The 13,347-nt window shown below is 58.4% G+C and carries 11 protein-coding genes; 4 read left to right on the forward strand and 7 right to left on the reverse strand.

What is annotated here, in order from left to right; genetic code table 11:
• Positions 1 to 34: 34 nt before the first annotated feature.
• Complete coding sequence (locus NP603_RS12215; protein ID WP_256611162.1) at positions 35 to 844, reverse strand: arylamine N-acetyltransferase family protein; 810 nt, start codon at positions 842 to 844, stop codon at positions 35 to 37.
• A gap of 109 nt (positions 845 to 953) precedes the next feature.
• Complete coding sequence (locus NP603_RS12220; protein WP_256611163.1) at positions 954 to 1,433, reverse strand: metallophosphoesterase family protein; 480 nt, start codon at positions 1,431 to 1,433, stop codon at positions 954 to 956.
• Between the two features lie 306 nt (positions 1,434 to 1,739).
• Here NP603_RS12220 and NP603_RS12225 point away from each other — a divergent pair, with 306 nt between their 5' ends.
• Positions 1,740 to 2,132, forward strand: coding sequence for a YciI family protein (locus NP603_RS12225; RefSeq protein ID WP_256611164.1), 393 nt, complete (start codon positions 1,740 to 1,742; stop codon positions 2,130 to 2,132).
• Between the two features lie 33 nt (positions 2,133 to 2,165).
• Here the strand turns inward: NP603_RS12225 and NP603_RS12230 are convergent, their stop codons facing one another.
• The 5 genes from NP603_RS12230 to uvrA form a co-directional block, all read right to left on the reverse strand.
• Positions 2,166 to 2,348: a hypothetical protein gene (locus tag NP603_RS12230; protein WP_256611165.1), complete on the reverse strand. Its 183-nt coding sequence runs from the start codon at positions 2,346 to 2,348 to the stop codon at positions 2,166 to 2,168.
• A gap of 136 nt (positions 2,349 to 2,484) precedes the next feature.
• Positions 2,485 to 3,900, reverse strand: a complete 1,416-nt coding sequence (locus NP603_RS12235; RefSeq protein ID WP_256611166.1) for a hypothetical protein — start codon at positions 3,898 to 3,900, stop codon at positions 2,485 to 2,487.
• Positions 3,890 to 5,197 carry a KGGVGR-motif variant AAA ATPase gene (locus NP603_RS12240; RefSeq protein ID WP_256611167.1) on the reverse strand — a complete coding sequence of 436 codons (1,308 nt, stop codon included), beginning with the start codon at positions 5,195 to 5,197 and terminating at the stop codon, positions 3,890 to 3,892. The genes NP603_RS12235 and NP603_RS12240 overlap by 11 nt, the downstream gene beginning before the upstream one ends.
• The gene (locus tag NP603_RS12245) at positions 5,194 to 5,607 is read right to left on the reverse strand and encodes a hypothetical protein (RefSeq protein WP_256611168.1); all 414 of its coding nucleotides are present in this window, start codon (positions 5,605 to 5,607) and stop codon (positions 5,194 to 5,196) included. The genes NP603_RS12240 and NP603_RS12245 overlap by 4 nt, the downstream gene beginning before the upstream one ends.
• 460 nt (positions 5,608 to 6,067) lie before the next feature.
• On the reverse strand, positions 6,068 to 8,884 hold the full coding sequence (gene uvrA, locus NP603_RS12250; protein ID WP_256611169.1) for an excinuclease ABC subunit UvrA: 2,817 nt from the start codon (positions 8,882 to 8,884) through the stop codon (positions 6,068 to 6,070).
• 105 nt (positions 8,885 to 8,989) lie between these two features.
• Here uvrA and NP603_RS12255 point away from each other — a divergent pair, with 105 nt between their 5' ends.
• The 3 genes from NP603_RS12255 (at position 8,990) to NP603_RS12265 (ending at position 13,339) form a co-directional block, all read left to right on the forward strand.
• Positions 8,990 to 11,575 (forward strand): AMP-binding protein, encoded by a 2,586-nt coding sequence (locus tag NP603_RS12255; protein WP_256611170.1) that lies wholly within the window; start codon positions 8,990 to 8,992, stop codon positions 11,573 to 11,575.
• Positions 11,576 to 11,592: 17 nt separating this feature from the next.
• Positions 11,593 to 12,267, forward strand: coding sequence for a CDP-alcohol phosphatidyltransferase family protein (locus NP603_RS12260; protein ID WP_256611171.1), 675 nt, complete (start codon positions 11,593 to 11,595; stop codon positions 12,265 to 12,267).
• A gap of 151 nt (positions 12,268 to 12,418) precedes the next feature.
• Positions 12,419 to 13,339 (forward strand): phosphatidate cytidylyltransferase, encoded by a 921-nt coding sequence (locus tag NP603_RS12265; protein ID WP_256611172.1) that lies wholly within the window; start codon positions 12,419 to 12,421, stop codon positions 13,337 to 13,339.
• The last annotated feature ends 8 nt before the right edge of the window (positions 13,340 to 13,347 follow it).

Genomic DNA, 13,347 nt, shown 5'->3' on the forward strand with positions numbered 1-13,347 from the left:
ATTTAATCACGTCGCGACCTTGTCTTGTTCCGATTCAAGCTTCTGATAACGCCAGCCTCTCAGCCAGCCTAGCCAATTGCTCGTCTGCCAGCTCGATGTCGAAATGGCCGCCCAGCAAATCGCGCAAATGCGTCCTGCTGTCAACCGGCGCGCTGACCTGTTCTCCGGCATGGAATTGGGAAAAGTTGGTGTTGAACAACTGCACCCAGCCCGAGGCGGTATTGCGGCAAATCAACAGATTTTGCGACAGCAGCGACTGATCCCAGGTCGTGCAGACCAGATTGGCCGCTTCCAGGTCGCAGCGCTGCACTCTGGAGCGGTCGAAACTGTACAGCGCAAACCATTCGCCGTCTTGCTGCCGTTCCAGCACGGTTTCCCCCGATTCCGCCTCCAAACGCAAGCGAAACCGGTTATGGTCCAGGGTTTGTTCCTGCTCGGTGCCCAGCCGCAACGGCCGGTAGTGGCTGGGGCCGCCGAAACCGACATCGACCAGCCAGGATTCGCCGTCGGCCTCGACGATAAAGGCCAAATGTAGCCGCGGCCCGCCCTCGCTGCGGCCCATCCGCACCCGCGCCATGATCGGCTGGTAGGTAAATCCCAGTTCGATTAGCGCCTGCTCGAATAAGCCGTTCAGCTCGAAGCAATACCCGCCGCGCCGGCTGGCGACGATCTTGGTCATCAATGCCGCCGGTGCCAAATCGGGCAGCAGGCCCAACAGCGGATTGATGTTCTCGAACGGAATCGCGCCGAGTTGCGCCTGTTGCAAAGTGCTCAGGCCGGCCAGGGTGGGTTCGGGGCGGGCTATGCCGATGCGGTTAAGGTAAGCGTTGAAGTCGAAACTCATGGTCGTTGGTTTTGTCGTGGTTAAGCGGGTTGAGTAGGCGCAGTTTGCGCTTACGTGTTTAAGTTGCGGCCGCGGCGATCTTACCCGCCAGTCGTTAAAACAAAGCCTCTCAAACCTGTAGCGGGATGATTCTAGCCTGCACTCGGTCGGATATGACCAGTTCGGCGACGGTCACCGGCAGCTTAAATCGGCGCGGACCGGCGCTGCCGGGGTTTAAAAACAACACGCCATCCCGTTCCGTAATCGCCGGCCGGTGGGAATGGCCGGAAATCACGACCCGAATTCCGGCTGCCGCCGGATCGATGTCCAGATCGGCCAGATCGTGGATCAGGTAAATGCCGGTTTGCGCCAGCGTCAAACGGGCGCATTCAGGTAATTCCTCGGCCCATGCGCCTTTATCGTTATTGCCGCGCACCGCCGTCACTGGCGCCAACTGGCTCAGCGCTTGCAACACCTCCGGCTTGCCGATGTCGCCGGCATGCAAAATCCGCTCGTAACCGCGAAGCGCCGCCAGCGCTTCCGGGCGCAGCAGGCCGTGGGTGTCGGAGATGATACCGAGGCGGGTAGGGCGCGCGGGTGCTATGGTCATGGCCCATTATCCTAAAAAGAGTAATTGGGCGATGAAAAATCCCGTTCGTCCTGAGTTTGTCGAAGGGCGGGATTTTTCATTCACCCGTTGGGTGAGTGTATTGTCAGCGGTTCATGCTTCGACGTTGCTCTCAGCAATTGCTCTTTTTAGAATTATGACTCGGTTCGGCACGACGCGGAAACCAGCGGGCGGAGCGGCCCGCCGGGCCGCAGCGGAAAATTTTCCAGCGCATGTCGATTCCGCAATTTCCCAAACGACAAGGTTCGGAAAGCACCATAGTCTCAACCGCGTTTAAAGGAGAACACCATGAAATACCTCTGCTTCGGCTATCTGGACCTGGAAAACTGGGCGAACAAAACCGAAACCGAACAACAGGCCATGATCGACGCCTGCTTTGCCTACGATGCCGTCCTGAAACGAAACGGCAACTGGATCGGCGGCGAAGGCCTGCAAGGCCCTGATACCGCCGTCACGCTACGCCATCGTAACGGCACCGTGCATTGCACCGACGGACCTTACGCCGAAACCAAGGAACTGCTCGGCGGCCTGCTGATACTGGAAGCGACGGACATGAACCACGCCATCCAACTGATCTCCAACCATCCCGGCATCAAAATGGGCCCCTGGGAAATCCGCCCGGTAGAGGATTTATCGGCGATGATGGCGGAGAGTGAGAAAAGGCGGTTGCAGGCGGGCTGAGTAAACCAATGGGGGAAGCCGATGGATACTGACTTATGACGGCGGGACCTCGGCGACGCCCGATGAAGCAGAGTCGGAAAGCACTGGCTTCAGTTCCTCCGGCGCATCGTCGCCTATGGCAAATGGTGCCTTGCCATCCCATTGAACCACGTATTGACCGAGACGGCGCTTACGTTCGAAGGTTTTATTTACGGCGAGTTGGAGGCAGTCCAGCATGGTTTGGGTGTCGGAGCTAAGGGTGGGTTTGGATCGCTCATGGTTAGGGCTGCTTTTGTAACAAGACAAAGATCGAAATGTGCGACTTTGCGAACGCTTCCGGCTTTGTCGTTTATCCAAGGAGTTTTGCCTGTTTTTAATTGCCCGGTTTTACACCGCCTTTTCTGCCCAGACCAAAACCAACGCGGTAGATGTCTGGCATATCGATACGGCCATCTGTTTTGATTTTGATTAAGCCGAGCCGTGCAAGGTCGTCTCGAATGCCTTCCCAGCCTCGATCCGCATGTTGAGCAGGTAGACGACTGCTACCAATTCCTTGAGGGCCGATGGGATAACGATCTTCCCAACGTTGGCGAATCGTGTCGTAATCGGCGGGGACATTCAAGCCTTCGAGAGCCGAAAGCACGTCTTGTACCCAAGGATAATCCTCCGCGACTTCCGCTACCCGTATTTGCGAAGCTTTCTGGATCCCGCGTTTGATGCTTTCGTAATGAAGGGTAAACTCGTGCGATGGATAACGTTCACGAGAATCCTCGGCGGCTTGGCGTATGGCGGCGAGAAATGAGCGTGGCGAGGTCAGGCCGCGACCGTCGGCCAAGTGGCTCACCGACCAGGTGTAAGGTACACCGCGACGTTTATCTTTGCCCATCCACGGGCCTGCCAATAGTTCGAATGCGCCTCGTTGGACATCTCCCTCGCGCTTCATGTTTTCCGATAACTGCCAGTGTTGCAATTGTTTAGCCAGCGGAGCGCCTGATACCGACTCGCATACGTTGCGCAAAAGTTGTCCGTCATCGTCTGGCGCGTTTATCAAGCGTTGCCATAGCAAGCCGTGAAGGTCGTGCCGTTGCCAGGAGAGTTCCGCTTTGGTCGCCAATAACTTCGACGCATCGGGAAAATTGAATACCGTGCGTTCAGCTTGATCTTCCCGAAGAAAAACCTTGGCGAATAAGCCGGGAAAGGATTTTAGCCACAACACGGCTTTTAATAGACCTCGAACGATTTCGTCCATGCGCCTCCAATCGTTACTGGTTCGATCGAGCGCGTCGAAAATGATCAATCCGCGCCAGTCGCGCGGCGCTTGCATCATTTTTGCGGCGTCTTCGGGGCGCTGTTTAAGCCAAGAAACCGTGGTTTGCCACGAGTCGCTGGGTATCGCCTGCTTGGTGCGATGCGCAATCCAACGCATTATTACCGCGCGCCAAACATCGTAAGGGTCAAAACCCAAATCCAGCATTGCCGCGAAACCATCCTCATTGGGGTAGAGAGCAATCTCTTCCCGATTGGAAAAGCCGACTGTAATTTCGAGGTTAGTCAGCTCTGGCACGTGTGCGTCGAAAATGGAACGTAAATTTGTAGAACGCAATGCCGATGTCCAGAACGATTTTCCGACGCCTCTGCCGCCAACGACGACATTGGCATCCAGTCGGAGTGCCTTCACATGCGAGGAGGGAACGTATAAAGTTCCGGGGGCTGGTTCTTCGCCAAAATTACTGGTTTCCAGTGGCGAGTGAATGATTGCGTCGCGCAATGCGGCCAAGTCATGATGCATTGGTGTCTTCCAGGTTTAGGGTTTGTTCGATACCGTCGATCAACGGGCCAAACAAGGCGCGCACCGTATCGGTATCGATTTCGGCCAGACGGCCGTGCAGGGAGTAAATGCCCGAAAAACTACGATGCCATTTTACCGCCCATGGGTAATGTGGTGCCGAGATGTCTGACGATTCGAAACTCCAGCGTTGATCGGCGAGTTTACCCGGCGGAATTTCTTCATATTGCGTTTCCAGAAAAAGATCGTAGGCACTGTCGCGAAGGTGTTCGAGATAATCCAGCTGATCGGTTTCCGGCGTTAAAGCCGAAACGATCTGCAAGCGTTCGCGAATCGCGTTGACCACTTTGGCTCGGCGCCAATGATCAAATAAAATGCGGTAGCCCGACCACGTTTGTGTGCCGTCAATCGCGAACAAGAGCACCAGGTTCGCGCCCAAGTCGGTTACGCAACTCGAGGCCACTTCGTCGATGCCAGCGCGCGAATCAATCAATAGTACGTTGGGTCTGATTCGCTCCTCCAAGGCCGTAATCAGCCGCTGTAGTCGTTGCGACCAACTCTCGCGGGAGCTATCGACGCCCACTTTTGGCATCCAGGCTCGGCCAAGTTTGGAAACATATTCGCCAGGATCAGCTCCATGTGCTGGAACGACATAAATTTCTCCGTCGTGAGAAAAATTACTCGTAGCAAACATGGAGTCGATGATGGAGTCGGCGTTGTCGACCAAGTCCTCGACTAGCCAGTCGGCGATACCATACGCCGGCTGTTTGTCTGCGGGTAGCAATGAAGTCGATAGACCAGGAGATTCAAGGTCTAAATCTAAAACCAGTACGCGCTTTCCGGATTGAGCAAGCGACCATGCTGCCGTAGCCAACGCGGAAGAACGTCCAACGCCCCCCTTGATGGAAAAGAAAACCACGCGGGGTACGCCGGAAGATTCCGGGTTAATCGAGGCCCAATTGCTTTCCGTTGCTAGTCGATCAACCACGGAAATGTGTTCGAAACCTTCCACTGGAAAACTCGGTGTTTCGGCTATGATTTTATTGAGGTCCTGTTCAAACAATATCGCCCGATCAGTCGAGTACGTTCGTCGGCCCAGTTGGGCTTGTAATTCGGTTGAGATAGCTTGGAGCGTTTCAAGAGCGGTTGGATTATCGGATAAACGGTCGGATACGATCAGCCGGATGCGCCCATTCAAATCCCGATTCAATAAGATTTGGCCTAAATTATCTAAAGCAGCGCCTTGGTATTTAGCCAGTATCTCGCTAACGATTGGTAATACCTTATCGAACGTTATCATAGAAGCCCTTCCTGATCGGCAATGGCGATAAATCTCGACACCATTTTCGCTCCCTCGCGGTGAGGATCGACCCGCGCTTGATCGAACTGGCTTTGATTGTAGTAGCGCTGCGAAACATCCCAATTGGTAAATGGATTTGATGCTGGCATGACAAATTTGCAGCCATGAGTTTTCCCATGTCTACACGATTCGAATTTGTCCCAAGCATTGCTAGGTTTTCTCCCTTCCATGACGTGGACTCTTTCATCACTCGTTAAAGACCTGCCTTCGAGTTTTTCGATTAAACCTTTCAAACCGCATTCGGCGGCTAGCCCATAGAGATGATCCGCATTGGCCCAACGATTTGCCACATACAGCCGTTCGGCATCATCCCAATGTCGCTGGTGCGAATCCAAGAAGTCTTCAGTCATTCCATATTCCTGTGTTTGATTTCATTGCGCGCTTGCGCTGGAGTAGCAATCCCGCTTCTCATACGGAGATCGCGGAAACCGCAATGGCATCGCCGGTTTCAATCGTATCGATAATGTGTTGCCGCAAGGGGTTGCCGTTTACCAACCAACGCAGCCAAATATGCGTATCCAGCAGAATCATTCAAGGGCATCCCAGTCGCTTTTCTCGACTGCGGGAGCCATGATGATCCCCGATCAACGCACCTTTGCCGGCAATTAACGGAGAGGGTCTACGCCGTTTGGTTTGAGGCAATTGGTCCAGAACCAAAAAAATAGCTTCAAATTGGACATTCGGCGGCAAAGCCGGGACGTTTAACAGCCGACCCTGTTGGTCGGTACGCAAGTAGACTTTTTCGGCTTGCATGATGTTGCCCTCGATGAGTCTGGGTTTTTGCCGATTGTACTCTGCGTGTTTTTTCAATCACGCAAAAAACCGCTTCAAATAAGCCCCGGTATGCGAAGTCTTATGCTTGGCGATTTGTTTGGGCGTGCCTTCCGCGACCAGGGTGCCGCCGCCGCTGCCGCCTTCCGGGCCCATGTCGACGATCCAGTCGGCGGTCTTGATCACGTCCAGGTTGTGTTCGATCACGATCAGGGTGTTGCCGTGGTCGCGCAGCGTGTGCAGTACGCTCAGCAATTGTTTGATGTCGTGGAAGTGCAGGCCTGTGGTCGGTTCGTCGAGGATGTACAGCGTGGTGCCGGTGTCGCGTTTCGATAGTTCTTTCGCCAGTTTGACCCGCTGCGCTTCGCCGCCGGACAGGGTCACGGCGTTCTGGCCCAGCGTGATGTAGCTCAGGCCCACGTCGATCAGGGTTTGCAGTTTGCGCGCCAGGCTGGGGATGGCCGAGAAAAACGCCGCGGCGTCTTCGACCGTCATTTCCAGTACTTCGTGGATGGTCTTGCCTTTGTAGCGGATTTCCAGCGTTTCCCGGTTGTAGCGTTTGCCGTGGCAGATGTCGCAGGGTACGAAGATGTCGGGCAGAAAGTGCATTTCCACCTTGATCACGCCGTCGCCGGCGCAGGCTTCGCAGCGGCCGCCCTTGACGTTGAAGCTGAAGCGGCCGGGGTTGTAGCCGCGCGAGCGGGCTCCCGGCACCGCCGAAAACAATTCGCGGATCGGCGTAAAAATGCCGGTGTAGGTGGCCGGGTTCGATCTTGGCGTGCGGCCGATCGGGCTTTGGTCGATGTCCACCACCTTGTCGAACTGCTCCAGGCCTTCGATGGCCGCGCACGGCGCCGGTATGCAACTGGCGCCGTTGATGACGCGAGCGGCATGGCTATAAAGCGTATCGTTGATCAAGGTCGATTTGCCGGAACCGGACACGCCGGTCACGCACGTCAAAAGCCCCACCGGAAAACTGGCCGTGACGTTTTTCAGGTTATTGCCGCTGGCGCCTTTGATGGTCAATTGCCGGGCCGGATCGTTGGGCGTGGTTTTGTTCGGTACCGCAATGGTTTCCGCGCCGGACAGGTATTGGCCGGTCAGCGAGTTGGCGTCGGCCAGGATTTGTTCTGGCGTACCCTGCGCAACGATCTGGCCGCCATGGACGCCGGCGCCGGGGCCAATGTCGACGATGTGGTCGGCGGCGCGAATCGCGTCTTCGTCGTGTTCGACCACGATCACGGTATTGCCGAGGTCGCGCAGTCTGAACAGCGTGTTCAGCAAGCGCTCATTATCGCGCTGGTGTAAACCGATGGACGGCTCGTCCAGCACGTACATCACGCCGACCAGGCCGGCGCCGATCTGCGAGGCGAGGCGGATGCGCTGGGCTTCGCCGCCGGACAAGGTGTCGGCGCTGCGGTCCAGCGTCAGGTAATCCAGGCCGACGTTGACTAAAAACTCCAGCCGCTCCTGAATCTCTTTATTAATTTTGGCGGCGATCTCACCGCGGTGGCCGGCGATGGTCAAGGCCTGGAAAAAATGCAAGGCGTCGCGGATCGGCAGCCGGGTCAAATGGTGCAAGGGCTGGTCCTCGACGAACACATTGCGGGCGCCGATGTTCAACCGGGCTCCGTCGCAGACCGAGCAGGTCTGTTGCGCCAGATATTTCGCCAGCTCGTCGCGGACCATTTGCGAGTCGCTCTCCCGGTAGCGGCGCTCCATGTTGGGAATGATGCCTTCGAACGGATGGCGCGACACTTTGGGCTTGGCGTTACCCATCTGGAACTGAAACTCGATGTTTTGGTTGCCGCTGCCGTAAAGAATGATGGCTTGCACGTCGCGCGGAATCTTGGCGAACGGCGCTTCCGGGTCGAAGTTGTAATGGGCGGCCAGCGCGCAAATGATCTGGTAGTAATAGGCGTTGCGCCGATCCCAGCCGCGCACCGCGCCGCCGGCCAGACTGATGTCCGGGTTGTGCACCACCAATTGCGGATCGAAATGCTGGCGCACGCCCAAGCCGTCGCAACTGGGGCAAGCGCCTTTCGGGTTGTTGAACGAGAAGATGCGCGGCTCCAGCTCGCTGAGGCTATAGCCGCAATGCGGGCAGGCGTAACGCTCGGAGAACAGCAATTGCTGATCGTTTTCCATCGAGGCGGCGATTGCCAGGCCTTCCGACAGCCGCAGTGCGGTCTCGAACGATTCGGCCAAACGCAATTGAATGTCGTCCCTGATTTTGAAGCGGTCGACGATGACTTCGATGGTGTGCTTTTTCTTTAAATCAAGGGCAGGGGGCTCGTCCAGTTCGTAGACTTCGCCGTCGATGCGGGCGCGTAAAAAGCCTTGCGCCTTCAAGTCTTCCAGCAACAATACGTGCTCGCCCTTGCGATCGTTAATTACCGGCGCCAGCAGCATCCAGCGCTCGCCTTCCGGCTGCGCCAGCACTTGATCGACCATCTGGCTGACGGTCTGCGCCTGCAACGACACGCCATGCTCCGGGCAGCGCGGAATGCCGACCCGGGCATACAGCAGCCGCAGATAATCGTAAATCTCGGTGATGGTGCCGACTGTCGAACGCGGATTATGCGAGGTGGATTTTTGCTCGATCGAAATCGCCGGCGACAGGCCTTCGATATGGTCGACGTCCGGCTTTTCCATCATCGACAAGAACTGGCGGGCATAGGCTGACAACGACTCGACGTAACGGCGCTGGCCCTCGGCGTAAATGGTATCGAAGGCCAGCGACGACTTGCCGGAACCGGACAGGCCGGTGATGACGATCAATTTGTCGCGCGGCAAGTCGAGGTCGATGTTTTTCAGATTATGGGTGCGGGCGCCGCGTATGCTGATGGTGTCCACTGCGGTAAAGTCCTGGGATTTTTAACAGCCGGATACTATACGAGGCTTTAGCGGTATAGGGAAAGTGGCGCTTGCATTCCGTTACGCCGTGACCGGAACAATCGTATGGACATATCCCGGCAACGCTGGCTAAGATGCGGCCAATCCTTCAGCCTGCCGTTTGCCATGACTCATCCGACGAATCTGTTCGATCTTCTGCAACGCGCGGCGGCGGCATTTCCGGAACGGATTGCCTTGGTCGGCAGAGCCGGCTTACGCGACGACTGCTGGAGCTACCGCCGCTTGCTGCAGGCGGCGGAGCGGATCGCCGGCCGGTTGGTTCACGAATACGGCTTCGCTCCCGGCACCTGCCTGTTGCTGCGCGGCCAGCCCAATCCGCAATTGGTGGCGGCCTACTTCGCCTGTTTCAAGGCCGGCTTGATCGCGGTACCGCTCGATCCGCATCTGTCGGCCGATTTCGTCAGCCGCGTCGCCGAATCGACCCGCGCCCGCGCCGTGCTCGGCAACGGCGAAATTCCCAACTATTCGGCCTTGCCGCAATTCGCGGTCGCCGATTTGGCTGCTGCGACGGAGGATCTGGCCGATTTCGAATATCGGCCGCAGCCGGACGACATCGCCGAAATCGTCTTCACCTCCGGCACTACCAGTAACCCCAAGGGCGTGGTATTGAGCCACCGCAACATATTGAGCAGCGTCAACGCGATCCGGGATATTTACCCGACGCAGCGGCCGTTACGGTTTCTGTCGCTGTTGCCGTTGTCGCACCTGTTCGAGCAGACAGCCGGTTTGTTCGCGCCGCTGGCGTTGGGGGCGACGGTCTATTACGCCGGCAACTTTCAGTCCGAGGTGGTGATGCGCAAGCTGGAAGCCAAGCGCATCGACGGCGTCATCGCAGTGCCGCAGATGCTGGAACTGGTCTGGCACGCCCTGGAAAAGCAGATCGCCGCCAGCGGCGGCCAACAGCGCTGGCGGCTGTGGTGGCGCTTCGCCGAGCAGGTGCCGTTCGCCTGGCGGCGGGCATTGACGCAGCGCCTGTTTCCGGCCATGGCCGGCACGCCGGTGTTCTTCGTCAGCGGCGGTGCGCCGTTGCCACTTAATTTGGAGCGGCACTGGGAATTGCTCGGCGTGCGCGTGATTCAAGGTTACGGTACCACCGAATGTGCGCCGGTGATTTCGGTCAACCGCTACGATCAGAGGATGCCGGGTTCGGTCGGCTGGCCGGTGGCCGGGGTCACGGTGACCTTGTCGGAACAGGACGAAATTCTGGTGCGCGGCGCCAACGTCAGTCGCGGCTATTGGCAAAATCCGGCAGCGACCCGGCAGGTGTTCAGCGAAACGGAAGGTTACCGCACCGGCGATTTGGGGGCGTTCGGCACTCGCGGCGAGCTGTACATCAAGGGCCGCAGCAAGGACATGATCGTGCTGGCCAACGGCCTGAACGTGTTTCCGGAAGATATCGAACTGGAATTGGCCAAACAACCCGGCATTGGGCCGTGCATGGTGACCGATTTGATCGACCGCCACGGCCGCCAGGGCATCGCCGCGATCCTGAGTTTTCCGGAAACGATGGCCGACGCGGAACGGCAACGCCGTGGCCAGGACGCGGTGCGCAACGCCAACGCGGCGCTGGCGCCGCACCAACGCATTTCCGATATCCGTTATTGGAGCGGCGATTTTCCCAGAACGGCGCTGATGAAGATCCAGCGTTGGAAAGTCAAGTCCCGCTTTGCCGATAGCGCAGCCGGCCAGGATGCCGTAGCCGATGTGGTCGCGGCCGGCAACGCGTCGATTACGCTGGAACAACTGCTGGCCAACGTTTGCCGGGTCGATGTGCAGAGCGTCAGCGACAGTACCGACTTGGTATTGGATTTGGGCTGCGATTCGTTGACCCGGGTCGAACTGGCCGGGTTGATCGAGGCTCAGCTCGGCATCATTTGCGACGACGCCGAGCTAATCGCGGTGCGCGAGGTCGGCGAGTTGAAGGCGCTGCTGGGCCGCAGCGAGCGGGCGGCCAAGAAAATACGTTTCCCGGGTTGGCCTTTGTCCGCCTGGGCAGTGGCTGTGCGGGGGCAGTTGCAAAACCTGTTGTTGCCGCTGTTGCAGGGTTCGGTCAGCAGTTCGTTCCAAGTCAAAGGTCTGGAGCAGTTGCAGCAGGTGCAGTTCCCGGTCATGTTCATCGCTAACCATGCCAGCCACGTCGATACCCTGTCTGTCCTGCGAGCGCTGCCGCGGCCGGTTCGCCGGCGCTTGTGCATTGCCGCGGCGGCGGACTATTTTTTCAGTAAGCGGCCGCTGGCCTGGTTGCTGCAGTTGGCGATCAACGCCTTTGCCTTCAGCCGTGAAGGCTCGATCCGCGGCAGCCTGGAGCATTGCGGCGAGTTGGCGGATAACGGCTGGTCGCTGCTGATTTACCCGGAAGGCACCCGCTCGCCGGATGGGCAATTGTTGCCGTTCAAACCCGGCATCGGTTATCTGGCGGCCGAACTGGGGCTACCGGTGTTGCCGATTGCGGTTTCCGGCGGCCACCGGATTTTACCGAAAGGGGCGCATTGGCCGCGGCGCAGCCCGGTGGTTGTTACGTTCGGCAGCGCGATCGTCGTCGACCCGAACATGGACAAGCAGCAAGCGACCGACCTGTTACGCCAGCGCTTGGCGGCGTTGATCGACGCTCAGCAACCCGATTCCGACTAACCTGAGGAGATTCCGGCATGAACCAAGAATCCGCAAATTCCGATCGCCGCCACGTTCCCGCCCGCGAGTTGGGCTGGTCCAAGTCGTTGGCGCGCCTGCTGGCGCACGCCAATATTTCCGCCAACGCGATTTCGCTGGCCGGGGTAGCCGCCGCGGCGCTGGCTGCCGTCGCGTTGGCCGCCACCCGCGGAACCGAAGGCATCGTGCAGCACGCGCTGTGGATTACGGCGGGTTTGCTGGTCGGCACCCGCTTGTTATGCAACATGCTGGACGGCATGGTGGCGGTGGAGTGGGGCAAGGCCTCGCCGGTCGGCGCCTTGTACAACGAAATTCCGGACCGGGTCGCCGATCTGTTGATTCTGGCCGGGGCCGGCTTCAGTGCCGGCGGCCACGAGCTGTTGGGTTACGCGGCGGCCTTCGCTGCCGTATTCACGGCTTATGTGCGCGTGGCGGCGCGTAGCGTCGGCGCACCGAGCGATTTCGGCGGACCGATGGCCAAACCGATGCGGATGGCGATTGTGATTGTCTGCTGCGCCTATCTCGGATTTACCCCGGACGCTTGGCGTCTGCAATTCGGCGCATCCGGTTACGGGTTGATGACGTTGGCCTTGGCGATTATTGCGCTGGGTAGCGTCGTAACTTGCGTGCTGCGAGTGCGCCGCGCCGCGCACTATCTGCATGCCAATGCTTGATTATTCACCCGGCCATTTTTAGCGCCGGTAATCCGGTTGGGTCGAGTTTGTCGGAGGCCGGGTGGAACGTCCTTCGACGAGCTCATGACGAACGGATATCTAAGAGCCGGGTTAATAATCCGTCCGCACACAGGTCTTCTGGGAGGTTGTTTTGTCCACGCTGGTTGCTAATCCGTTATTAAACCCACTGTTTGAGCCCGCCGCCGAGCGCATCGGGCTGCTGCTGGGCCTGTCGCTGCTATTGATCCTGTGGGTGTTGCGCAAGCACGGCCGCGCCTTGTTGCGCCAGGGTTTGTTCCTGAAATGGCGCACCTGGGCCATCATCGCGCCGATTTATCTGGGCGCGGTATTCGGCGGCCCGCTGGCGGTCGGCGTCCTAGTGCTGGGCATGACCTTGCAGGGTTTGCGCGAATATGCCGAGATGGTCGGCTTGGTCAGCCATTACCGGTGGGTATTGAAAGTCATGGGCATTACCGCGGTGCCGGTCGGCTTGGCCTCGCTGGACGGGTTTTATCTGCTGGCGCCGTTGTTGTTGCTGGTCGCCGTGGCGCAGCCGTTGGCGTTTCAGGCGGTCAGCGCCGGCATCCACCAATTGGCCTTGTCGTCGTTCGGTTGGGCTTACATCGCCTGGCTGCTGGCGCATCTGGTGTTGATCGGCCGCTATATTCCCGGCGGCGACGGCGTATTGCTGGTGATCGGCGCGGCGGTGGCGCTCAGCGACAACATGGCGTTTGCGGTCGGTTCGCTGTTCGGGAAACACAAACTCACGGCATTGAGCCCGAACAAGACTTGGGAAGGCGTGGGCGGCAACCTGCTTGGCGCCTACCTCGGTACCGGGCTGATGAGCTTTGCGCTGCCGGAGCACCTGTACTGGCTACTGTTGATCGGTTTGCCGCCGCTGATTGCGGTCGGTTCGGTGTGGGGCGATTTGTTTGAGTCGGCGATCAAACGCGAAGCCGGAGTCAAGGACGCCGGCAGTTGGCTGCCCGGCTTCGGCGGCTTGCTGGACCGGATCGACAGTCTGATTCTGGTGGCGCCGCTCAGTTACTATTTTTTGCGCCTAATGCTGTAGGGCAGTTC

Origin of the sequence: Methylomonas aurea (assembly GCF_024505045.1) — a bacterium.
Taxonomy (GTDB): domain Bacteria; phylum Pseudomonadota; class Gammaproteobacteria; order Methylococcales; family Methylomonadaceae; genus Methylomonas; species Methylomonas aurea.

Excerpts from the sequence above, each read along its gene's own strand:
- NP603_RS12215 (WP_256611162.1), bottom strand. The coding sequence starts at position 844 with ATGAGTTTCGACTTCAACGCTTACCTTAACCGCATCGGCATAGCCCGC.
- NP603_RS12220 (WP_256611163.1), bottom strand. The coding sequence starts at position 1,433 with ATGACCATAGCACCCGCGCGCCCTACCCGCCTCGGTATCATCTCCGAC.
- NP603_RS12225 (WP_256611164.1), top strand. The coding sequence starts at position 1,740 with ATGAAATACCTCTGCTTCGGCTATCTGGACCTGGAAAACTGGGCGAAC.
- NP603_RS12230 (WP_256611165.1), bottom strand. The coding sequence starts at position 2,348 with ATGCTGGACTGCCTCCAACTCGCCGTAAATAAAACCTTCGAACGTAAG.
- NP603_RS12235 (WP_256611166.1), bottom strand. The coding sequence starts at position 3,900 with ATGCATCATGACTTGGCCGCATTGCGCGACGCAATCATTCACTCGCCA.
- NP603_RS12240 (WP_256611167.1), bottom strand. The coding sequence starts at position 5,197 with ATGATAACGTTCGATAAGGTATTACCAATCGTTAGCGAGATACTGGCT.
- NP603_RS12245 (WP_256611168.1), bottom strand. The coding sequence starts at position 5,607 with ATGACTGAAGACTTCTTGGATTCGCACCAGCGACATTGGGATGATGCC.
- NP603_RS12255 (WP_256611170.1), top strand. The coding sequence starts at position 8,990 with ATGGACATATCCCGGCAACGCTGGCTAAGATGCGGCCAATCCTTCAGC.
- NP603_RS12260 (WP_256611171.1), top strand. The coding sequence starts at position 11,593 with ATGAACCAAGAATCCGCAAATTCCGATCGCCGCCACGTTCCCGCCCGC.